Annotated in this window: 16 protein-coding genes; 14 read left to right on the top strand and 2 right to left on the bottom strand. The window is 66.6% G+C overall.

What is annotated here, in order from left to right; translation table 11 throughout:
- Positions 1-96: 96 nt before the first annotated feature.
- The 6 genes from WEG36_11325 to WEG36_11300 all read left to right on the top strand — a co-directional run bounded on the left by WEG36_11325 (position 97) and on the right by WEG36_11300 (position 7938).
- Positions 97-1530, top strand: coding sequence for an alpha/beta hydrolase domain-containing protein (locus WEG36_11325; protein MEX1258198.1), 1434 nt, complete (start codon positions 97-99; stop codon positions 1528-1530).
- A gap of 27 nt (positions 1531-1557) precedes the next feature.
- Positions 1558-3405: a hypothetical protein gene (locus tag WEG36_11320; protein ID MEX1258197.1), complete on the top strand. Its 1848-nt coding sequence runs from the start codon at positions 1558-1560 to the stop codon at positions 3403-3405.
- Positions 3406-3503: 98 nt separating this feature from the next.
- Positions 3504-4472, top strand: coding sequence for a ribose-phosphate pyrophosphokinase (locus tag WEG36_11315; GenBank protein MEX1258196.1), 969 nt, complete (start codon positions 3504-3506; stop codon positions 4470-4472).
- Between the two features lie 39 nt (positions 4473-4511).
- The gene (locus WEG36_11310) at positions 4512-5192 is read left to right on the top strand and encodes a 50S ribosomal protein L25 (protein ID MEX1258195.1); all 681 of its coding nucleotides are present in this window, start codon (positions 4512-4514) and stop codon (positions 5190-5192) included.
- 27 nt (positions 5193-5219) lie between these two features.
- The gene (gene pth, locus WEG36_11305) at positions 5220-5783 is read left to right on the top strand and encodes an aminoacyl-tRNA hydrolase (GenBank protein MEX1258194.1); all 564 of its coding nucleotides are present in this window, start codon (positions 5220-5222) and stop codon (positions 5781-5783) included.
- A gap of 31 nt (positions 5784-5814) precedes the next feature.
- The gene (locus WEG36_11300; GenBank protein ID MEX1258193.1) at positions 5815-7938 is read left to right on the top strand and encodes a sodium-translocating pyrophosphatase; all 2124 of its coding nucleotides are present in this window, start codon (positions 5815-5817) and stop codon (positions 7936-7938) included.
- Between the two features lie 97 nt (positions 7939-8035).
- Here the strand turns inward: WEG36_11300 and WEG36_11295 are convergent, their stop codons facing one another.
- The gene (locus WEG36_11295) at positions 8036-9127 is read right to left on the bottom strand and encodes a class II aldolase/adducin family protein (protein MEX1258192.1); all 1092 of its coding nucleotides are present in this window, start codon (positions 9125-9127) and stop codon (positions 8036-8038) included.
- A 289-nt stretch (positions 9128-9416) separates the two neighbouring features.
- Between WEG36_11295 and ychF the strand changes: the two genes are divergently transcribed.
- Both ychF and WEG36_11285 read left to right on the top strand, forming a co-directional pair.
- Positions 9417-10517 carry a redox-regulated ATPase YchF gene (gene ychF, locus WEG36_11290; protein ID MEX1258191.1) on the top strand — a complete coding sequence of 367 codons (1101 nt, stop codon included), beginning with the start codon at positions 9417-9419 and terminating at the stop codon, positions 10515-10517.
- 141 nt (positions 10518-10658) lie between these two features.
- A complete protein-coding gene (locus tag WEG36_11285) occupies positions 10659-12776 on the top strand; it encodes a PQQ-binding-like beta-propeller repeat protein (protein MEX1258190.1) in 2118 nt (705 codons plus the stop codon).
- 483 nt (positions 12777-13259) lie between these two features.
- Here WEG36_11285 and WEG36_11280 read toward each other — a convergent pair whose 3' ends face one another.
- The gene (locus WEG36_11280; protein ID MEX1258189.1) at positions 13260-15746 is read right to left on the bottom strand and encodes a DUF5916 domain-containing protein; all 2487 of its coding nucleotides are present in this window, start codon (positions 15744-15746) and stop codon (positions 13260-13262) included.
- Positions 15747-16117: 371 nt separating this feature from the next.
- Here WEG36_11280 and rpsF point away from each other — a divergent pair, with 371 nt between their 5' ends.
- The 6 genes from rpsF (at position 16118) to smc (ending at position 23151) form a co-directional block, all read left to right on the top strand.
- Positions 16118-16756 (top strand): 30S ribosomal protein S6, encoded by a 639-nt coding sequence (rpsF, locus tag WEG36_11275; protein ID MEX1258188.1) that lies wholly within the window; start codon positions 16118-16120, stop codon positions 16754-16756.
- Positions 16757-16764: 8 nt separating this feature from the next.
- Positions 16765-17697, top strand: coding sequence for a DUF2232 domain-containing protein (locus WEG36_11270; GenBank protein ID MEX1258187.1), 933 nt, complete (start codon positions 16765-16767; stop codon positions 17695-17697).
- Positions 17698-17728: 31 nt separating this feature from the next.
- Positions 17729-18184 (top strand): 50S ribosomal protein L9, encoded by a 456-nt coding sequence (gene rplI / locus WEG36_11265; protein MEX1258186.1) that lies wholly within the window; start codon positions 17729-17731, stop codon positions 18182-18184.
- A gap of 34 nt (positions 18185-18218) precedes the next feature.
- On the top strand, positions 18219-18590 hold the full coding sequence (rsfS, locus tag WEG36_11260) for a ribosome silencing factor (GenBank protein ID MEX1258185.1): 372 nt from the start codon (positions 18219-18221) through the stop codon (positions 18588-18590).
- A 98-nt stretch (positions 18591-18688) separates the two neighbouring features.
- Complete coding sequence (locus WEG36_11255; protein ID MEX1258184.1) at positions 18689-19630, top strand: hypothetical protein; 942 nt, start codon at positions 18689-18691, stop codon at positions 19628-19630.
- On the top strand, positions 19627-23151 hold the full coding sequence (gene smc / locus WEG36_11250; GenBank protein MEX1258183.1) for a chromosome segregation protein SMC: 3525 nt from the start codon (positions 19627-19629) through the stop codon (positions 23149-23151). Before WEG36_11255 ends, smc begins: the two co-directional genes overlap by 4 nt.
- Positions 23152-23154: the final 3 nt, after the last annotated feature.

The following is a 23154-nucleotide window of genomic DNA, read 5'->3' as shown; positions in this document are numbered from 1 at the left end:
AGCACACTGGTCTTTGGAACCGGCGGTGGTGGTTCGAATCCACCCGGGCCAACTTCACGTCCTTCGTGGTACTCCATCGTCCGAGGAGGTGGATCCGTGTCGCGCCCGAACTTCCGCTCGAGCTTCTTCCCGATGGCCCACACCTCGATCGCCGCGTCGGTCGCGGCCGTGCTCTCGACGGCCCTTCTGGTCTCCGCCGCGTCCGCGCAGGATCCCGGTCCCGCCTCCGTGCACGTCTCCAGTCCGATCACCGCGGGTGCGCCGGGTAACGATGCGAACGACTTCATCTTCACCATGTCCGGAATGGATCTGGCCGGGCACGGCTACGTCGAGCTCGAATATTTCATCGAAGGGACGGCGAATCGGTACACGACGGGCGGTCTGGAATCCGGATCCGTGATCGATGGACCTCATCCTTTCCGGACGCGGGTCGTGGTGCGGCGACCGGCCGACTCGAACCGATTCAACGGCACGGTCGTCGTGGAGTGGAACAACGTCACGGCGGGAAACGACCTCGACATCGACTGGCGGCAGTCCGGTGAGCACCTCATGCGCAACGGGTACGCCTTCGTAGGCGTGTCCGCACAGCGTGTGGGAGTGGACCACCTCCGGGAGTGGAGTCCGACCCGGTACGGATCGCTCGACGTGACGGTTGGCGGCACGATCGAAGGCGACGCGCTTTCGTATGACGTTTTCGCAGCCGTGGCCGAAGCCGTTCGCGAGCCGAAGGGGGCCGACCTGTTTCCCGGCTTCGAGATCGAACGGGTCTTCGCGACCGGTCATTCGCAGTCTGCGGGGCGCCTCGCCACGTACCTGAACAACGTCCATCCCCTGCACCCCGTCTTCGACGCGATCATGGTCCACGGCGGGGGTGGCCAGATTCGAGACGATCAGGAGGTGAAGATCTTCAAGATCATGGCAGAGACGGACATGGCTCGCCGGATGGGGAGCCGTCAGCCCGATTCCGATTCGTTCCGCCAGTGGGAGGTCGCGGGGAGCTCCCACGTGGACATCTTCTTCATTTGGGAGGGTGCACGGGTCAGCGCGGTCTCGGCGGGGAGAAGCATAGCGACCGCCGTGGTGCGGGCTCCGACCTGCGATCGGCCGGCCGCATCGCGCGTCCCCTTCCGGCACACCATGAATGCGGCGTACGACCACATGGTCCGGTGGGTCGAAGAGGGGTCTCCGCCTCCGACGGCCCCCCTTCTCGAGGCGGCCCCCGCGGGGTCGGACGACCCGTTCGCGCGGGACGAATATCGGAACGCCCTCGGCGGGATCCGGCTCGCCGCGCACGCGGTTCCCACGGCGACCAACACGGGGATGAACAGCGGCTCCGGCTTCTGCGGCCTCTACGGTTCGTTCGAGCCTTTCGACGCGGCCACGGTCGCTGCGCTTTACCCGAGCCACGCGGACTATATGGCGGCGGTGAGCGAAGCCGTTGCGGCCAACTTCGAGGCCGGGTACATCACCGCTTACGATGCGGCGGCGACGATCTGGGAGGCGGAGCTTTCCGACATCGGGGGACGCTGAGGGGGACGCGCCTCGGCGCGCGGCGGCATGACGAATCGGCGACTTCTTTTTGGGGACATCCTGGTCTCGCTTCTACTGGGCGCAGTCCCGCGGCCGGCCGATGCTCTTCAGGGAGCCATCGAGGCCGAGGGCCTAACAGCGCCGGCCGCCGACTCCACCGAGCTTCGCAATCGCGCCCTCACCGCCCAATCCGTCTTCGAGCGCGCGCGGGTCAGCCACGCACCCATGGGTTGGCGCACCTTCACCGGGCCCTGCGATGACACCATCGGCCGATTCTGCCTGACCTTCGGGAACGACGCGGTCGAAGAGGACGATCCGGACGCCTGGAAGCCGCCGCCGGAAGTGCCGGAGGTCACGGAGGCGCGCCTAGGGCTGATCGAGACGCTCGCGGAGATCGGAGAGGCGATTCCGGGGGACGGGTGGGTGCTCGGCCAGCGAGTGGCCTGCCTCGGGGAGGCGGGTCGGTGGGACGAATCGCTCGCGCTCGCCCGCCGCTGTGGCGCGGCTCCGGCCGAGGCGTGGTTGTGCCGGGCCCTCGAGGGGCTGAGCCTGCATCGCCTGGGGCGCTTCGAGGAGGCCGAAGCCGCCTTCGACAGCGCGATCTCCGGGATGCCCGAGGCCGTGGCGGTGGCCTGGCGGGGCCTCGATTTCCTTCTTCCCGAGGAGCTTCGTCCTCTCTTCGCCGAGGCGCCGCCCGACTCGATCGGGACCCTTCGGAAACGCGCCTGGGTCCTCGCGGATCCGCTTTACCTCGTCCCGGGGAACGACCGCCTCACCGAACACTTCTCCCGCTGGACCCTCGCCCGGATCCGTTCCGGGGCGCGCAATCCGTACTCCATGCGATGGGACGAAGACCTCGCCGAGCTCCTCGTCCGCTATGGGCCGGAGGTGGCCTTCGAGCATGAGTGGGCTCCGGCGCTCAATCTGGGACCCACTCCCGTCGTCGGACGGATGAACCCGTCGAGCCGCGGCGTATTCCCTCCGCCGGAGGCCTTCCGCTCCGTGGCGAGCATCCCGCCGGGCAACTGGCGGACGGATTCCCGAAGGACGCCCGAGCGTTATTCTCCCGCCTATGCTCCGCGGATCGCGGCGCTCGAGGTCCAACAGGCGCGATTCCGGCGGGGTGAGGATCTCCTTCTCGTCCTGGGATGGAGCGCCAAATCCGACCAGGCGCTGACCTCCGCCACCGAATGGGGCGTGTTCCTGAGGGCAGCACACGATCTGACCCCGGTCACGCCGTCAGATTGGGAGAGGATGCCGGACCACGCGATGCGGGGTGGGGGAGGTGTCGCCGCATTTCGGACGCCCGCCGGCGGGTACCTCCTCTCCGTTGAAGTCCTCGATCCCGAGGCGGAGCGGGCGTGGCGTGCGCGCCATGGGGTGGAGCAATCCGCACTCACACGCGGCGTCGTGGAGCTTTCCGATCTTCTTCTCCTCAGTCCGGGCCAGGAAAGTGCCGGGATCCCGCCAACAGGAGCCGCGGAGGGCCACGAGGTCCTCGAAGATGTTCTCTCCCGGGTCCTGCCGGAGTCGGCACTCGCGGAGCGACGCGTGGATGTCGCCTGGGAGGTGTACGGCCTCGTGGGATCTGAGGAGCGCCTCCGGTTCCACCTCGTCGCTGCCCCGGAAGGAAGCACATTCCTGGAACGGGCCGCCCGCTTTCTCCGCCTCCTGGAACCGGAGGCGACCGTAGAAATCTCCTGGGAAGAGCGGATGGACCCGGCGACGGTCCCCGCTCCCGGGGACCCCCTCTTCCGGCGCGTCGGGCTCGACCTTTCCGCCCTCCCCTCGGGTCCAGCCCGCCTCACCCTCTCGATGGAGCTTCCCGGACGGAGCCCGGCCACCTCGGAAATCCTTCTCGAACTCCCTCGTTGAGGCGCATCTCTAGCGCCGTTCCGAGGCGTTGACGAGAGTCCGCGCCCGGTCTAGCTTTCTCGGCTGTTACCGGTCACCTGGAGAGGCGGAAAAGGCGCATGGAAGAGACCTTCGGACGGGGCCCCCTCCTCCTCCTCTCGGGGCGGGCGAATCGCCCTCTCTCTGAAGAGATCGGAAGGATGCTCGAGACGGGGACGGACGGCGCCACGATCCGGGACTTCGCCGACGGCGAGATCTTCGTCCGCATCGATCGGAACGCGCGGGGGCGGGATGTCTTTATCGTCCAGCCGACGATCTCACCCGCCGACAATATCATGGAGCTTCTCCTCCTCATTGATGCCGCGAAGCGCGCCTCGGCGGCCCGAGTCACCGCCGTCATCCCCTACTTCGGGTACGGGCGCCAGGACCGGAAGGATCAGCCCCGCGTCTCGATCGGAGCCAAACTCGCCGCGAACCTGGTCGTCACCGCGGGCGCGGACCGCGTGCTCGGGATGGACTTCCACCAGCACCAGATCCAGGGGTTCTTCGACATTCCGGTGGATCACCTCTACGCGGCTCCGGTCCTCACCCAATATTTCGTGGATAAGGCACTTCCGGACCTCGTCGTGGTCGCTCCGGACGTGGGTTCGGCCAAGATGGCCCGGGGTTTTTCCCGCCGGCTGGGAGCGACCTTCGCGATCATCGACAAGCGCCGTCCCGCGCCGAATCAGAGCGAGGTACTGTCGGTCGTCGGGGAAGTCGAGGGACGGCACTGCCTCATCACGGACGACATGGTGGACACGGCCGGGACGATGGCCTCGGCCGTGCATGCGCTCCACGACCGGGGCGCGACCGCGGTGTACGCGTGCGCAACACACGCGCTCCTGTCGGGAAAGGCGACGGAGCGGCTGTCGAACTCTTCTTTGCAGGAGCTCGTGGTGACGAACACGATTCAGATCCCGGAGGAGCGGAAATTCCCCGGACTCAAGGTCCTCTCCGTGGCCGAGCTCCTCGCCCGCGCCATCGAGTACATTCATTCGAACGAGTCGGTAAGCCAGCTCTTCAAAATCGAAGAGCCTCAGGCATAAACGTGGGTCCGGGCTGGACCCCAGACGTGAGGTGAGAACATGGCGACCCAGGTGACCCTCAAGGCCGGGCTCCGCGAAGGGCGGGGAAAGGGCCCCGCACGAAAGCTTCGCGCGGCGGGGAAACTTCCGGCCGTCGTTTACGGCGCCGCGGGGGAGCCGCTCGCGCTGTCGCTGAATACGCATGAGGCGCAGCTCCTCTTCCACGCGATCTCCGTGGACAACACGATCGTGAATCTCGAGATCGAGGGGGGAACCGGCCTGGTCCAGACGCTGGTCCGCGAGATTCAGACGCATCCGATTCGTCCCGATATCCTGCACGTGGACTTTTTGCGGATTCAGATGGATGTCGAGGTCGAACTCGACGTGCCCCTCCACATCCATGGCATTCCGCGGGGTGTTCGTGACGACGGAGGAGTCCTCGAGCAGCCGCTCCACGACCTCCCGATTCGATGCCTTCCGGACCGGATTCCGGAGGAGATCCTCGTCGAGGTCGCCGACCTCGCGATCGGAGACGCGGTGCACGTGCGCGATCTCCCCCTCCCCGAGGGCGTCGAGGTGATGCTCGACGGCGACCGCATCGTCTGCTCGGTCCAGATCCCGACCGTCCTCAAGTCGGCGGAGCCGGCGGAGGCCGAAGAGGGCGAGCCGGAGCTGGTGGGCGAGAAGGAGAAGGCCGGCGAGGGCGCCGAGGGCGGGAAGGAAGGAGCCGACAAGGACTGATCTGCCTCGGTGGCGGCCGGCCGTCGCATGAAGATCGTCGCCGGGCTCGGGAATCCCGGACCCGCCTACGACGCGACGCGGCATAACGTGGGATGGTGGGTGCTCGACCGCATCTGCCACAGCTGGGGGTTCGGGGGCTTTCGGAAGGACGGTGCGGCTATGGCCGCGGCCGGGGAGCGTGGGGGCGCCGAAGTCCTTCTCCTCAAGCCGCTGAGCTATATGAATCGGAGCGGCCCGGCGCTGCGTCCCTTTCTCGGGGCAGAGGGCTTCGATCCCGCGGCCGACCTCCTCGTCGTCGTGGACGACGCGGCGCTGGACGTGGGGCGGGTGCGGTTTCGTCCGGCGGGGAGCGACGGCGGACACAATGGGCTCGCCTCGGTCGTGGCCACGCTCGGGAGTGAGGCCTTCGCACGGCTCCGTGTGGGTGTGGGACGGCCGCCGCCGGAGTGGGACCTAGTGGATTGGGTCCTCGCCCCGATGGATACGGAAGACGAGGATCGTGTGATCGAGCTCCTTCCGACCCTCGCCGAGGGCGTCGAGCTCTGGATCCGGGAAGGGATTGGACCGGTGATGAACCGGTTCAATCGGTGAGACCACCGTTTAAGGAGAGGACGCGGGAAATATGGACTTCGTGATGCTGACCGGCGGAGCATGGATCCTCGGGATCCTCGGGCTTCTCGTGGCGCTCATGATCTTTGGATACGTGAATCGCCAATCTCCCGGAACCGAGGTGATGGTCGCACTCGCCGAGCAGATTCACGAAGGGGCGATGGCCTTCCTCAAGAGGGAATACACCGTCCTCGCCGTCTTCGTCGTTGTCGTGGCGGGGCTGCTCGCCTGGGGGATCGGCGTGGACACCGCGACCGCGTATGTCGCCGGGGCGTTGACCTCCGCCCTCGCGGGCTTCCTCGGGATGCAGGCCGCGACGCGCGCCAATGTCCGCACCTCGTATGCGGCGAGCACCGAGGGGCAGAAAAAGGCGCTGCGTGTCTCCTTCTTCGGGGCCTCGGTGATGGGGCTCTCCGTCGCTTCGCTCGGGCTTCTGGGAATCGGCCTCCTTTACGTCCTGCTGGCCGCGAGCGCGCCGGCCTCGGAGCTCCCGAGCTTCTCGGAAGTCATCGCCGGATACGCGATGGGTGCTTCCTCGATCGCCCTCTTCGCCCGCGTGGGCGGGGGAATCTTCACGAAAGCCGCCGACGTCGGGGCGGATCTGGTCGGAAAGGTCGAGGCCGGGATCCCCGAGGACGACCCACGGAACCCTGCCACCATCGCGGACAACGTGGGTGACAACGTCGGGGACGTCGCAGGGATGGGCGCCGACATCTTCGAGTCGTACGTCGGGTCCGTGGTTGCGACGATCGCCATCGGCGCGACTTCCGCGGCGATCACTGCGTCTACCGTCGAGGCGGTCTCCCTCCCGATCGTGACCATCATGGTCGGGCTCCTGGCGTCGCTGGTGGGGATCGGAATGATGAAGGTCCTCGAGGGGACCGACCCGGCCTCCGCGCTCCGGAACGTCACCTTCATCGCAGCCGGGCTCTTTCTCGTCGTGATGTATTTCGTGGTCCAGTCGCTGGGGATCCAGATCGTGAATCCCGAGACCGGGGCGTCCTATCCCGCCTCCGGGCCCTTTTGGGCCATCCTCTCGGGGACGGTCGTTGGGATCGCCATCGGGCTCGTCACGGAGTGGTACACGGCCGGGAAGCCGATCCAAGCGATCGCGGACGCGAGCGAAACCGGTGCCGCGACGAACATCATCCAGGGGCTCGCCCTCGGGATGAACTCGGCCGCACTTCCGGTCGTCCTGATCGCCATCGCGATTTTCGTCTCGTTTCAGATGGCCGGACTTTATGGAATCGGGATTTCCGCTGTCGGGATGCTCGCGACGGTGGGCGTCACCATGTCCGTAGACGCCTACGGTCCGATCGCGGACAACGCGGGCGGGATCTCGGAGATGAGCCACCTCGGCCCCGAGACGCGGAAGATCACCGACTCGCTCGACGCGATCGGAAACACGACGGCCGCGATCGGGAAGGGATTCGCGATCGGCTCGGCGGCGCTCACGGCGCTGGCCCTCTTCTCCGCCTACTCCACGAGCGTGGGCCTTCAGCAAACCGGGATCGATCTGGTGAACCCGATGGTCGTGATTGGCCTCTTCCTCGGAGGCACGCTCCCCTTCATGGTGGCCGCGCTTACGATGACCGCGGTCGGAAGGGCGGCCGCGGGAATGGTCGAAGAAGTTCGACGCCAGTTCCGCGAGATCCCGGGGATCATGGACGGAACCGGGAAGCCCGATTCCGCGCGCTGCGTGGACATCTCCACGCGGGCGGCGCTCCGGGAGATGATCCTCCCCGGGATCCTGGCGGTGATCGCGCCCTTCCTCGTGGGGACCTTCCTCGGCGTCGAGGCGCTCGGTGGCCTCCTCGCCGGTGCCCTCGTCACCGGTGTCCTCATGGCCCTTTTCATGGCGAACTCCGGCGGAGCCTGGGACAACGCGAAGAAGCTTATCGAAAGCGGAGCGCACGGCGGGAAAGGCTCTCCGGCGCATAAAGCGGCCGTCGTCGGTGACACGGTCGGTGATCCCTTCAAGGATACATCGGGGCCGTCGCTCAACATCCTGGTGAAGCTGATGAGCGTGGTCGCCCTCGTCCTCGCGCCCTTTTTCGTCCGCATCCACGACATCGACCTGGCGACAGGCGCGTCGCTCGATGCGGTCCTGGAGCTCATTCAGCGGATCGTCGGCTGAGTCCATCGGGACTTCGGAAAGCGAAACGGCCCCCCGCGGCTCTACGCGGGGGGGGCCGCACGTTTTTCCCGGCCTGCCGGCCGAGGTGGCAGGCCCGTCAGGACATCGGCACGACGTTCAGGATCCGCCCCTCGATCCGGTCGAAAATCTCATCCAGGGAGGGGCCGGTGATCGTGAGCCCGTGGTTTCGGAGGCCGACGATCGCGCGGGACGGATCCGGGTGCTGCCGGACGATGTCCGCGACCGCCTGGCCGAGCTCGTATGTCCCGCACGGGAAATTGAATTCGGTGGAAGGCACTCCCTCCATCCATCCATGCACATGGAGGATCGCCCCCACGTCGGGGTGCTCGCGGTAGATCATCCAGTGTTCGATCGCGTCCACCGAGACCCGGCGTGGCTCCACGTGCGGGGGGACCGAAAGGATCATCGCCCGCCGCTCGGCGTCGTAGTCCTTCACCATCAGGATGTCCCGCCCGATCTCCCGCAGGTCCGACTTGTCCACCCCCGAGGCGCTCATCCAGAAGCGTGTCTCGTCGAAGCGGGCGGAAATGTTGCCGTAAGAGAGTCCGCCGATCCCGTAAAGCCGCTTCAGATGCTTTCGGTCTCGCTCGGAGAGGATTGCCTCGATCGGAAAGGGGGCCGGGAGGAGATCGAGCGCATCGAGGCGTGTCCCCGCGCGGCGAATGGACTCCGTGATCTCGTCTCCTTCCCAGAGTTCCTTCGGAAGGTCCGGATCAAAGACGTTGTCTATCACGAGGTGGGAGGTCGCGAGCGGCTCCACGCGGGAATAAACCTGCTCGAAAAAGGCCGCGCGGTTCGAGTTCCCGCGAACCTGATAATACCCCTGTTCGGGCGTAATAAAGTGGGCGTCCGGATGAGAAGCGTCCGGGCCGGTGATCCCGATGAGGAGGTTGGCGAGGGAGCGCACCAGGAGGGGATATCCCTCGGGAATCGCCTGGAGCACCGACTTTTCGCCCGGCGCGAACTCGGTCACCGAGACGACGAAGACGGCTTGGCCCCGGCGCCGGAAGGCGCGCGGCTCCTCCTTTGGGAAACAATTGACGACGAGTGCGGCCTGATCGGGGTCTTCCAGGTGACGATGGCCGCGGCGGACCATTTCATCACGAAGTCCTGAAACGAACCAGGAGAGCCGGTCCGCATCCCACTGCCCGGCGAAAGAAAAGTCCATGGCATCCCTCTGACTGGACCCAGAATTCGACGACTACGCGGAAACTGTAACAGAAGTTCGGAAACCGGCAACCCGGAGAAGGTCGGCCGATCCGTGGGCTGCCGCAAGGGACAGGACCGGTTCCCCGTAACGCGGCGGGTCCCGCCGGCCTTCGGGTCCGGGGAACCGCGCTCCCCGGGCTCCTCGCACGCGCACTGTGGCCGCTTGACAGCGAGGTCCGCTCCGGTATGATCAGGCCCGGCGCGGCGCCGTCAGCACCCGCCCCCCTCCAGCGAACCCTCACGCGGTCATGCTCAAAGTCGGGATCGTGGGGCTTCCGAACGTCGGGAAGTCCTCGCTCTTCAACGCTCTCACCGCCCAGGCGGCCCCCTCCGAGAACTACCCGTTCTGCACCGTCGAGCCGAACGTGGGGATGGTCGAGGTTCCCGACTCCCGCCTGGATCGGATCTTCGAGCTTGCGGGGGCCGCGGCACGTGTGCCGACGGCGATCCAGTTCGTGGACATCGCCGGCCTCGTGAAGGGCGCCTCGGAGGGCGAAGGGCTCGGAAACAAGTTCCTTGCGAACATTCGCGAAGTCGATGCGGTCGTGCACGTCCTCCGCTGCTTCGACGATCCGGACGTCACGCACGTCCTCGGTGGTGTGGATCCTCTCCGGGACCGGGAGATCGTGAACGCAGAGCTTGCCCTCTCGGACCTCGAAGTTGTCGAGCGACGAATCGAGAAAATGATCCGCAAGGCGAAGTCGGGGGAGCGCGACGCGCAACGGGAGTTCGCGGTCCTGGAAAAGGTGCAAGCGGCCCTTTCTACCGGCGCGTCGGTGCGGCGCCTCGAGTTCACTCCGGAAGAGCGGCCGATCCTCCGCTCCTTCCAGCTCCTCACGTCGAAGCCGGTACTCTACCTGGCGAACGTGGCGGAGTCGGACCTCCCGGCGGGGCGAAACCAGTGGACCAAGCCCCTCGAGGTGGCGCTCGCGAAGGAGGAACCCGACGCGATCCTCGTCCCCGTCTGCTCGGCGATCGAGGCCGAGGTGGCCGAGTTGGAGCCGGAAGACCGGCGGGGATTCCTCTCACATTTGGGGCTCGAGGAGCCGGGGCTCCACCGCCTGGTTCGGGCTGCCTATCAGCTGCTCGGCCTCATCACCTTTTTCACCGCGGGGGAGAAAGAGGCGCGTGCCTGGACCGTGCGGCGGGGGGCACTGGCACCGGAAGCGGCCGGGACCATCCACTCCGACTTTGAGCGCGGCTTCATCCGCGCGGAAACGATCGGCTACGAGGAGTTCGTGCGTGCCGGGTCGCTCAAGGCGGCTCGCGAGAAGGGACTCATGCGTTCCGAGGGGAAAGAGTACGAGGTCCGCGACGGCGACATCATCCTCTTCCGGTTCAATGTATAGAGGGAGCTTTGAAGGGCGGTGTGACCACGCAGAGATGTCGGGGGTAACACCCCTCTGGTGTAATAGCCATTCGCAACAGATTTTGAGGCATTCCCGGGTGTTGACCCGTCGTACGGTTTCCACGGAGGCAAGGAGAAAACCATGGGCAGTCAGGCGCGACCGAGCTCGCGACGATTCTCGGTCTTGATGGGCTTCGCGGCGATCGTCGGAGGCGTCCTCGTCTCCGCCGTGCCGGCGACGGGCCAGCAGGGCGTGATGATGGCCGGCGAGGAGTGGACCAACATCAACGGCAACACGGCCTCCAACCGATACACGACCCTCGAGCAGATCAACCCGTCGAACTTCTGGCAGCTGGAGACGGCATGGAACTGGGTCGGCGAAGAGAACGCGGGGATCGACCTGGGAGGGGGGGTGAATGCGCGCTCCCTTCCGATTTACGTGGACGGCAAGCTGATCACCACGAGTGGCCCCTACCGGACCGTCGTCGCCCTTGACCCGGCCACGGGTGAGACGCTCTGGACCTTCCAGGAGCCGAACACCTTCCGGCGTGACTACTCGATGAGGGCGAATCACGGGAAAGGCGTCTCCTACGCCGAGGTTCCCGGCCGCGGGGGAGTGGTCTTCATCTCAACGCCGGGCTTCTTCCTCCATGCGCTCGACGCCGATACCGGGCAGCCGCTCGCGAATTGGGGAGAAGCGGTGCCGATCGAGGGCTTCCCCGCGTCGGGAAGCGTGGACCTCGTGGCGGACCTCATCGAAGGGTGGGGCCCCTGGGAGGCGCATGTGCGTGAGGGTGGGGAATACGATGCGGGTCAGGGGCTCCCGCTGGAGATCGGCTACATCACCAGCTCCTCTCCGCCCCTCGTGGTCAACAACGTCGTGATCGTCGGAAACTCCGCCGAGCAGGGCTACAATCAGTCGCGCTACGAGATGGTCCCGGGCGACATTCTCGCCTACGACGCCGCGACCGGCGCCCTCAAGTGGAAGTTCCATGTGATTCCGCGGCCGGGCGAATTCGGCCACGAGACGTGGGAGAACGACGCGTGGGCCTGGACGGGGGACGTCTCCTCCTGGGCACCGCTTTCGGCCGACCCGGAGTTGGGGCTCGTCTATGTCCCGACGAATGGCGCCACGATCGACTACTTCGGTGGATTCCGCCCCGGCGACAATCTCTTCAGCTCAAGCTTGATCGCGCTGAACGTTGAGACCGGCGAGCGGGCCTGGCACTACCAGCTGGTCCACCACGACATCTGGAATTACGACACCCCCGTGGCGCCCGTTCTTTTGGACGTGACAGTGAACGGCCAGCGCATCCCGGGGATCTTCCAGGCATCGAAGCAGTCGTTCCTATATGCGTTTAACCGGGAGACGGGTGAGCCGATCTGGCCGATCGAGGAGCGGCCCGCGCCGCAGTCTCGGGTTCCGGGAGAGCAGCTCGCTCCGACACAGCCCTGGCCCACCCGGCCGGCCCCCTACGATCTGCTTGGTCGCCAGGAGGAAGACCTCATCGACTACACGCCCGAGATTCGTGCCCGCGCTCTGGACATCGCACGCCGCGGACACTACCTGGCGCCGATGTTCAACCCTCCCGCCGTTGCGGGTGACACGCTCGCGCCGGGTTGGGGCCGAGTTTGCGGCGGATCCACGGGAGGGGTCAACATCACCGGGCCGGCTGCGGGTGACCCGACCACGGGTGTCATCTTCATCACCTCGCACAGCGGATGCTCAGGGGCTGTCGTGGTACCGGGGGTGGAGGTTGACCGGGAGGACGCGACCGGGGTGACGGTGTCCGCCTGGGCCAGGGGCGGCGGCATGCCGGACCGGCCGGTGGAGGAAAACCTCGACGGGCTCCCGATCTGGAAGGGTCCGCAGGGGAGGATCAGCGCGATCGACATGAACACCGGCGAGTACCTTTGGGTGATTCCGAACGGCGACGCTCCCGCGGCACAGCAAGAGGCCATCCGGAACCACCCGCTCCTTCAGGGCATCGAGGGGGTGGAGGTGAACCGCGGTCGCGGGGGACATTCGGCCATGCTGGTCACCCCCGACTTCCTGCTCGCGACCGGACTGACGAGCGACAACACGCCCCGGCTGTTCGCGATCGACAAGCGCACCGGCGAACGAGTCGGCCAGGTGACGACGCGCGCGCAGGGTGGTTATGGAATCATGACCTACATGCACGAGGGACGGCAGTACGTCGTGCTCCCCGTTCCGGGTGGATACACGGCCTTGGCGCTGCCACACGAAGCGATCCAGTAAGAGGGAGTCGGTAGGAAAAACGGCGGCCGGGGGGCGCGGAAGTCATCTGTCGCTCCCCGGCCGCTGTTTCTTTTGGTGCGCCCCTGGCGCCGTTCAGCGGCCCCGGTCGCGCGCTGCTCTCAGATCGGGTCCGTGTTCCAGATCTCCCACAGGACCAACCGGAGTCGCCAACCCGCTTCCGGAACACGATGTGTTTGCCGCTCTCGCTGAGAACGTCGCCGCCCTTCTCGACCGTCGCGCTCCAGGTGTAGGCCCCGCGATTGACCGCCAGGTCGCCGGTGATCTCGATGTCCAGGACCGTGGCCTCGTGTTTGGCCATGGAGGTGGCGAAGACCACCTCGAAGTCGGCCCGGATGGCCGGCTGCCCGACAAGCGCGGGGAAACCGGGAGGCATGGCCACCGCGTCGGCATGGGATTACACGAAACGCGCGAAGACCTGATCAGGGGAAGCGTTGACGAACGCGTCGCCGGGCTCCCGATCATCTATGACCCGAACCAATACGTCGCCTTGGCCATGAAGACGTGGGTGCCGTCGGCGCCGAACGCGTCGCCGAGATCCTGAAACGCCGCGAACTCCCCGGGGCGCTCCTCGTCGAGGGTCGAGAGGTTCCAGACGACGAAGAGCGTGCTGCCACGAAGGTACTCCCACCGAAAGACGATGTTGGCGCGAAGCGACTTCCGGTTGAAGTCCGGATCGAAGGGGATCGTAGCGGGCTCGAACTCGAAGGAGCTTGGCTGTGCGAGGCGCCGGATGTCGGTGTAGTCTCCGACCGCGACGAACGGCTGGAGGAATGCCTCGACGGTAAGGTCGCGGTGAAAGGCATAGGTGGCTCGTGCCGTGACGTCGATCACGTTCTGGTCGAGGCGCCCGTAAACGTGATCAATCACCTCGTCGCCGTTCACGTCTCGGTTGGTGATCCACTGGGCCACGGTCTCGGCTGTCCGGTAACTCGCGCTGATCGAGGTCTGTAGGCGCGCGGATGGTTGGAGCCGTAGCTGCGGCCCGAGTTGGGCACTCCATCCCCCTTCCTCATCCCGACTTCCGCCAGCGTTCACGAAGAGCTGCCAGGTCTTCCGCGAATCGGTGCTCATGCCCGCTTCGAACGATGTTTCCGCAAGGTTGACGATGGGTGGTCCTCCCCGGGTATCCAGGTCGTCGAAAGCGCGGAGCTGGTGATTCGCGAAGACGTTCACGCTCCAAAAGTTGGGGAAGGAGGCGTTGGCGGAGGCGCGCACAGACCGCTCCAGTCGAAGTCCGTCCCCACTCCAGGCTCCGCCGATCCCCATCCCGCCCCGTGCGGTGCGGAAGGGTCCCCAGGGATCGGGCTGAACGAGGGCCGCGGCCACCTCCACGACGGTTCGGTCCACTCGTCCCTGCCGAAAGCCCAGGTCGGTGTTGCTGAAATCGGGACTGAAGCGATCAAAATAAGTCTCGACAGCCAGATTTCTCCCGTTGTAGTTGAGAGTCGTCGCCCCACCAAACCCCGTGCGCTGCCCATCGGAGAAAGGCGCCTGCGTCACGACCCAGTGGCCGCCCCAGGAGAAGCGATTTCGACCCCACCGCAGCAGGTAGTCCACGCCACCCGTAAACGCGTCTTCGTCCCCGTCCCGCACGACCGCGGTCGCGATCACGCCCACGTTGGAGGTGCCTCCGAGAATGTCCCGCTGGGCCCGGATCACGTTGTACGAGGTCAGCGGTTCGATGAGCCGCCGGGTCCGCGTCATCGTCTCGTTCCCGGAGCCATCCACCGACACCGCATTCACGGTCGCGTATTCCCGATCGGTGAGCGCGGTAAGGGCCCCGTAAGTCCAACTCGAAGCCTTTCCCGCGACCTTCGCCGCGCCCAGGATCGTGGTCTGCTCCGGTCGATCCAGAAGCTGATCGCCCGCCTCGAGGGGAATCCGGCCGGGCCGTTGCCCGATTCGCCTCGAATGGAAGAGGGGGAAGGCGTTCCAGGGAGGCCGGAATGTCCCGCTGTCCTCGAGGAAGAAGGCCCGCTTCTCCGGGAAGAAGGTCTCGAAGACGCTGAGATTCAGGACCGCCGGATCCTGTTCCACCTGTCCGAAGTCGGGATTCACCGTGGCGGATAGCGTGCCCCAGCCTCCGAGTCCGAGGCGACCATCCACACCTCCGCCGATCGAGCCGGCAGAGGCGACCTCCGGGGCGTTCTCGCTCCGCGCGAAGACGAAGGGCTGCAACTCGATACGGCGAGGCGGCTTGAGGGCGCCTTCGAAGAACAGGTGGCCGAAGAGGGAGACGAACCCGATCTCACCGCGGGGGAGTCCTACCCAGCGGACGACTTCTCCCCGCCGAAAGATGTCGCGTCGCAAGGTGAATCCCCAGACGACCTCGTCGCCCAGGGGGAGGTCGAACTGCATCTGTGAGAACGGAATCCGGTACTCGGCAAACCACCCCTCTTCGGTGATCTGTGTTTCGACCTCCCAGACTCCGGAGTAGTCGTTGTTCTGCTGCGTGTCGTTGAAGAAGACGCGGTCAGCCTGAACGCCGGACGGGTTCGTCTCGAAGATGTACGCGGTCAGGTGGTCGTGGCGGGGATCCAGGCTCAGCAGGAGCTTGTCTGAAGGGGGGCTCGAGTCGCGCCGCCCCAACCCTGCGACGATCTGGCCGGGAGTTCGGTCGTAGGCATGGATCGCCACGTAGAGATAACGATCGTCGTACGCGACCTGGACCATCGTCCGTTCGGTGGGCGCCACCATGTTCTCCGGGTCCACTTGGACGAAGTCGTCCACGGCCTGGGCGTTCGCCCAGGCGTCGTCGTCGAGCCGGCCATCGATCTGTGGGGCTGGGCCCACGATGCGAAAGGCCCGAAGGACTTTTCCCTCCTTGAGCTCGGCGTGAGGTTCGCCAGGGTCTGCCGACGCGGCGACCGGTCCCTGGGCCTCGGCCCAGGGGACGATGGCGAGGAGGAAACTCAGGACGCCGAGGAGGAATGCGAGCGGTTGCTTCATAACGCGGTTCTCCCGGGACAGGCCTGAATTCAGGCAACCGGCACGCACGTGCCACGAATCGCACGTGAAGAGTTGTCGGTGATCCGACTCCCTTCGAACAATCCGTACGCCAGTTGCCTGGCCTAAGATTCGGGGGAGCCACAATCGAGGAGCTGACCGCCTCGAAGGGGTGCCTCGTCCCTGGGGGTTTGCCGATTGGACGATCTTGGCCGCGAAAGGGTTGGGACGGGTCGCCAGGTGCAGGACGCAATAAAGAAGCGATCGAGGTCCCCGTTGAACCCTCTCCTCGCCTCCCTTATCTTCCTCTGCTCAACCCGCTCCGCCCGATGAGGCGGGGCCCGTGCTCACACGGACCGAGGGACGCGATTCCGATGAGGAATTACGAAGTCGTCTTTATCTTTCACCCCTCCATGACGGAGGAGGCGGTGAACCAGAAGCTCGAGCGCTTCCAGTCTCTGATTACCGGGGATGGCGCCGAGATCACGGCTGTGGATCACTGGGGGAGCCGTCAGCTCGCCTACCAGGTCAAGGGGCAGAGCCAGGGCTACTACGTGGTCGTGCAGTTCACGGCGGGTGCGACCAGCCTCACCGGCCTCGAGCGGGTCCTCAAGCTCGACGAAGAACTTCTCCGTTACCTGATCGTCCTGAGCGAAGGCGAGCCGACCTCCGGGATGTCGGTGCTCGCCGAGTCGCCCTATACCCGCGGGGAAGGGGACGACGACGACGAGGACGAGGAAGAGGAGGAAGAGGACGAGTTCGGGCACGGTGAGGCGTCGCCCCCGGAGTTTTCCGGCGGACGAGGACGCCGCCGGAGAATGGACGGCCCCCGCATCGAGCTCCTGAACTTCAAGGACGTCGGCACGCTTTCCCGGTTCGTCACCGAGCAGGGGAAGATCCTGCCGAAGAGGACCACGAAGGTGACGTCCCAGTTTCAGCGCCGGCTCGGCCAAGCGGTCAAGCGCGCCCGCTACCTGGCGCTCCTCCCGTACGTCCAGAACCACGATCGGTAGGGAAGATCATGGCGATGGCCCGGGAGCGGCGATGGCTCCGTCCCCTGGGGCTCTTCGCGCTCGCCATGACGCTCGCGATCGGACAGCCGTTCGTCCTCGTCGCGGTCGCGTTTACGATCCTGACGATCCTCTCGCCCGGCGGAAGGTTCGGGGCGCTCGCTCTTGCCGCTGTCGGATTCGCGGTCGTCTTCGCCGGGGAGCCGGGCGGCGGGCTCTGGTACCTGGAGCGGGGGTGGGCGATTCTCGTGGGGGGGCTCTTCGCCGCGCTGACACTCTGGCACCCCGAGCGACCCTTTCTCCCCCGAGCCGTGCTCGCCCTGGTCGGGGCAAGCGTCGCGGCGGCGGCCCTCCTCCTCGCCTTCGACGGGTGGAGCGTCGTGGAAGGAACGATTGTTATGCGGCTCCAAGAGGGGGCGACCGCGACCGTAGAGTTGATGGGCGCCACTTTCGGGAGGGAGGTCGCCCCCGCCGTCGGGGAGACGATCGCGCAAACCGTAAATATCCAGACCGTCCTCTTCCCGGCCTTGGTCGGGCTCAGCTCGCTGGCGTCCCTCGGCGTGGCTTGGTGGCTCCATCTCAGGCTGGCGACCGGCTCGGACCGGGGGCTCGCGGGACTCAGGGAATTCCGTTTCCCGGATCCCATGGTCTGGATTCTCATCGCGGGGCTGGCGCTGGTCATGGTCGCGGGATGGAGCATGGGCTGGGGGCGAGTGGGAACGAATCTCCTCGCATTCATGGGCGCGCTGTATGTGGTGCGGGGGGCCGCCGTCCTCCTCTTCCTTTCGGGAGGGCTTTCTCTGGGAGCCGGGCTCCTGCTGGCGGTAGGGCTTCTTCTCGCCGCACCGGTGCTCATCGGCGGCGCGGTACTGATAGGTCTCGGGGATTCATGGTTGGACATCCGCGCCCGGCTGCGGCGCGGAGAGGACCAGGAAACGACATGACGAGCCGTTCGAGACGGCAGGGAGTTGGACGATGAAGCTGATTCTGAAGCGCGCGGTGCCCAAGCTCGGGGAGCCGGGAGACGTGGTCTCGGTGAAGCCTGGGTACGCGCGGAACTACCTCCTCCCCCAGGGCCTCGCATACGAGGCTTCGGAGGCGAACCTCCAGAAAATCGAGGAGGAGCAAAAGGCCGCCGAGGAACGGGATCGCCGGGGGTACCTCGAAGGGAAGCGCCGCGCGGCCCTCTTGGAGGGGGCTTCGGTCTCGTTCGTGGCGCGCGCCTCGGAGGAAGGGCGCCTCTTCGGATCGGTGTCCGCGGCAGACATCGTCGAGCGCCTGAACGCCGGGGATCACGGCTTTGAAGTGGAGCGGCGCCAACTGCTCCTCGAGGAGCCGATCAAGGATATCGGGGAACATCAGGTGACGGTGCGCCTTTTCCAGGACATCGAAGTCGAGGTGAAGGTCCGCGTGGAACGGGAAGAGGATTGAGCCGCTCCGGACGTCCCGGAGGCGCTCGGGAACGATGAGCGCCAAGAGGAAAAACGACGCCGATCCGACCGGCCTGGTCGAGCGGGTGGCCGAGTTGGCACTGGACCGCAAGGCGGCGGACGTCATTTCCCTGGACCTCCGGGGAATCTCCAGTGCGGCAGACTTCTTCCTGATCGTTACCGGGATGTCGGACGTCCACGTCCGGGCGATCGCCGAACACATCGTGGACGAGCTCCGGAAGGAAGGCGTCCGTCCCGGGCACATCGAAGGGGTGTCCGCCGGGCGATGGGTCCTTCTCGATTACATTGATGTCGTCGTGCACGTCTTCCATCCCTCCGCACGTGAATTCTACCAGCTCGAAGAGCTGTGGGGGGACGCGCCGCGGCGCGAGTTCTCCGGGGGCTGAAGCCCGCCCGGGGCCGCGTTGCAGGGAGGGGGACGGCTCCGTAGAATCACACGCGCACCCCCGGCCACCCGCGACTTTCCGGCGCCTTCGATCGTCTGATGACCGCCCGTTCTCACAATGTCTTCGCCGTGGACCCGAAAGACCCCCGTGTCCCGGAGGCTCTCCGCCAACCTCCGCTCGACCATGGTGAGGTGGTCCTTCTCCTCGCTGACGAGGGTGCAAGGGCCATGGGGTGGTCCGGAAAATTCGCGGTCGCTCTCGCGGGAGGATGGGCCGACGCGGGCCATCGCGTCCTCCTCGCGGATGCCATCCTGGACGAACCGACGTTGCACGCTCGACTCGGCTTGGGGAACGCCGAGGGGGTCGTGGACCTGATTCACTATGGTGCGTCACGGAGGCGCATTGCCCGCTCGGTAGCGGGGGCCGCCTTTCGCTTCGCCTCCGGCGGGACTCCAGTGGCCGATGCGTCGGACTCCTACCGAAGCCCGCGCTGGACCTCACTCGCCGGTTTGCTCCAGAGCCCGGGGGAAGTCGTGCTCCTCTACTTGGCGGCCGAGGCTCCCGGGATCGAGGAGCTGACTTCTAGCGGAAATCGCGTCTTCCGGCTCACCACCGACCCCGGCAAGGCGCCGACCGAGGGGGAGGCCATCATCATCGTCGCTGGGGCCGTGGACGCGACGAAACCCGCTCCATCGGCGAAGAGAGCCGGGGAGGCGGCAGCGCCCCCGGACAAGATCGAATCGTTGCCCGCGATCCCTCCCGCACCGCTGCGGGAATCGCCGCCCGCCGAGAAGGCGGTCCGGGAAGCCCGGACCCCGATCGCGCCGGGCAAGCCGGGAATCGTGTCCCGTGCCCCGGCCAAGTCCGAGTCGAAGATCCCGATTTCCATATGGCTCCTCGTCGTGTTGCTGATCGCGGTCGTCCTTCTTGTGATCACCGCACGGATGGGGTTGGTGGAGATTCCGGGACTCACTCCCGCCTCCCTGTCGCTTCTCGGCACCTTGTTCCTTCCGTCCGTGAGCGGGCCGCCCCCCGAATGAAGCTCCACGCCCTTCGCCTTCACGGCTTCAAATCCTTCGCCGATCGCACGGAGATCGTTTTCCACGACGGCATCACGGCCATCGTCGGACCGAACGGCTGCGGAAAGTCGAACATCTCGGACGCGATTCGCTGGGTCCTCGGGGAGCAGCGCCCGACCGCCATCCGCGGCGCGAAGATGGAGGAGGCCATCTTCCAGGGAACGGTGAACCGCCGTCCCGTGAACCGGGGATCGGTCGCGATGGAGGTGACGAACGAAGACGGTGCGCTTCCGGTGCCCTTCAAGGAAGTGGAAATCGCGCGAACGATGTACCGCGACGGGGGAAGCGACTATCTCCTCAATCGCTCCGCCTGCCGTCTCCGGGACATCCAGGACCTCTGCCGCGACACGGGGCTCGGCGCGAACGCTTACGCCGTGATCGAAAACCGGATGATCGACGCGATCCTCTCGGACCGGGCCGAAGAAAGGCGCGGGCTCTTCGAAGAGGCGGCGGGGATCGGGAAATACAAGGACCGGAGGCGGGCTGCCACTCGGCGGCTCGAGCGCGCGGAGCTGGATCTGCAGCGCCTGGAGGACCTGATCGCCGAGGTGCAGAGCAAGGTGCGTTCGCTCGCCCGCCAGAAAGGGAAGGCGGAACGATTCCGGGAGCTCCGCACCCGGCGCCTCGACGTCGAAGTCGCAGTCGTGCGGGGGCAGCTCACGGCGCTGGAAGAGCGGCTGGCGGAGGTGCGGAAGGAGCTTTCCGGAGGTGTCGTGCGGGACGAAGGTCTCAGGGCCGGAATCGCCGCCGCGGAGGGCCGCCTCGAGGCACTGCGAGTGGACCAGGTGACGGTTGAACGGGCGCGCCGGGAAGCGGGGGCTCGGGTGGACGAGGTGAGAGGGGCGCTCGTGCGCTGGGAGCGCGAGCTCGCGGTCGCGGAGGAAAGGGCGGCGTTCTCGGACCGGCGCCTGATCCAGATCGAGACCGAACGTGTCGAGGCGTCCGCGCGCGCGGAACGGGCGGCACGTTCGGAAGAGGAGCTGGGAGAAAGGAGGGCGGCGATCGGGATCGAGCTCGAGCGACTCGTCGAAGCCATCGCCGTCCAGGTCGAGCGCGGCCGGACGGTCCGGGACGCGCTCACCCAGGCACGGGGCGCTCTGGCCGAGGTCGAAAACCGAGAGCGGGAGGTTGCCCTTCGCATGGCGCGCCTCCACGGAGACGCGGCCGCGGCGGAGACCCGCGGAACGGAACTCGAGCGCCGAATCGAGCACCTCGACCACGAGTTGGCGGAGGCGCGGGACACGCTCTCCGAAGTCGCTTCGCAGGGCGATCTCTTCACCGATCGAGTCGCGGGCCTCGAGCGGGCGACGGAGCGAGCGACCCAGGCGCTAGAGGAGGCCCTCGCCGCCGTCGGGCTGTCGCGAGAGGAGCTGCAGGCGGCCCGGGCGGAAGAGCTGGCGGCGCAAGATCGTCATGGCTCGCTGGCCGCGCGTTCGGAAGCGCTCTCTGGCCTCGAGAGGGACCAGGAGGGAGCGGACGGAGCCGTTCCGGCCGTGCTTGCGCGCAATCTCGACGGCGTCGCGGGGACTCTGGCCGAAGCTCTCCGGGTCCCCGCCGAGCTCGCCCGAACGGTGGACGCCGTGCTCGGAATTCACCTGCGCGCCCTCGTCGTGCGCGACTCCCGGGTTGCGACGGAGCTTGCGCGGTGGTTCGCGGAGGAGTGGAAGGGAGGAGGAGGGCTCATCCTCCTTCCGCTGGACCGGGTGCCCGAGGTCCCCGGAACCGGGGGGCTCCTCGAGAGGCTGACCGTCCAGGGACCCGGAGCGCCCTGGGCCCGAGCGCTCCTGGACGGAGTCGAGCTGGCCGGCTCGGCGGGTGGCCGTAAGTCCGCCGTTTCCGGCGCTCGAGGAGACCGGGTTTCACCGGACGGAGCCTGGTTCGAGCGGGGCGGGATCTTTCGGATCGGAAATCCGTTGGGCGCGACCGGCCTCCTCGAAAAGAAGGAGGGGCTGAAGAAACTCGCGAAGGATGTCCGGAACGCGGCTAAAGCGCTCGAGGCGGCCCGGGGGGCGCGTGCGGAGCGAGAGGGACGGCTCGCCGCGCTCGAAGGGGCCCTCGAAATGGCCCGGGAGAAACTCCGCGGGGCGGAGGATGCATTTCGGATCGCGCGCTCCCAGGAAGAGGCGCGTTCCGAACGAAACGACCGGGCCGCCCGCATCGTCGAGGAGCTCGATGAACAACTCTCCCTGACAAAGCGGGCTCGCGAACGGGCCACCGAGCAGGTCCGGGAGGCGATCGGGGAGCGGGAGGGGCTCCTCGAGGAAGAGAACGGACTACGGACCAAACGGGGCGAAGCGCGGGAGCGGCTCGATGCGGCGCAGGACCGCTGGGAAGAGATGCGCGTCGAAGAGTCTCGCCTCACGGTGGACCGTGCCCGCGTCGAGGGCGAAATTTCCCGGTTGGACGAGCGGCTCGAGCACTTCGCCGCCGACAAGCAGGGGGCGATCGCCCGAAGGGAGGCCCTGGACACGGAAGAAGCCGAGCTCCAAGCCGAGCGGGCCAGAGTGGCAGCGCTCCGCGAAGAGGGCAAGACCGAGATGGAGCGCCTCTTCGCCCTTCGCTCCGAGGCGGACCGGGAGTTCGAGGAGAAGGACACCGCACTGACCGATCTGCATGCGGCCATCAGTGAGGCGGAAGCGAAGGCGCGGCAGACGCGAGCCGCGGAGCGCGAGGGGTCGGAGCGGCGGCACGCCCTCGAGCTCGAAGATCAGGACCTTCAGGGACGCACGGCTCGCCTTCACGACCGGCTCGAGGCCGAGTGGGGGCGACCCTTCTCGCGATTGGTCGAGGAGGCCCGCGAAATCGAGGGGGACGAAGAGGAGCTGCGACTCGAGCTGCGCGACATCGTCGAGGCGCTGGAGCGGTTGGGTCCGGTGAACATGCTCGCGGTGGAGGAGCACGAGGAGGAAAGCGAACGCCTCACCTTCCTGACCGAGCAGCGCGACGATCTCGTGCAGGCGCGAAACGACCTCCGCGCGGCGATCCGTGAAATCAACCAGACGGCCACCCGGCTCTTTTCGGACACCTTCGAGGCGATCCGCGGAAATTTTCGGGAAACCTTTCTTCGCCTCTTCCAGGGCGGGGAGTGCGATCTCTGGCTCTCCAACCCGGACGATCCCCTCGAATCCGACGTCGAGATCCACGCCGCGCCCCGCGGGAAAAAGACGCAGCGGATCGAGCTCCTCTCGGGAGGGGAGCGGGCGCTCACGGCGCTTTCGCTCCTCTTCGGCATCTACCTCGTGAAGCCGTCGCCCTTCTGCGTCCTCGACGAGGTGGACGCTCCCCTGGACGAGTCGAATATCGGGCGCTTCATCCGGCTCCTCCAGGAGTTCAAGGCGAAGACCCAGTTTGTGGTGATCACGCACAACCCTCGAACGATCGAAGCCGCGGATTGGATCTACGGAGTGACGATGGAAGAGCCGGGCATCAGCACGATCGTCGGGGTGCGCCTCGACGAGGCCCTCGAGGTGGCCGGGGCCTGACGA

It is taken from the genome of Gemmatimonadota bacterium (genome assembly GCA_040882465.1).
Lineage (GTDB): Bacteria > Gemmatimonadota > Gemmatimonadetes > Longimicrobiales > Gaopeijiaceae > JBBEBG01.
The sequence above is the reverse complement of the archived record's forward strand: the minus strand, read 5'-3'. Positions and strand labels throughout refer to the sequence as shown.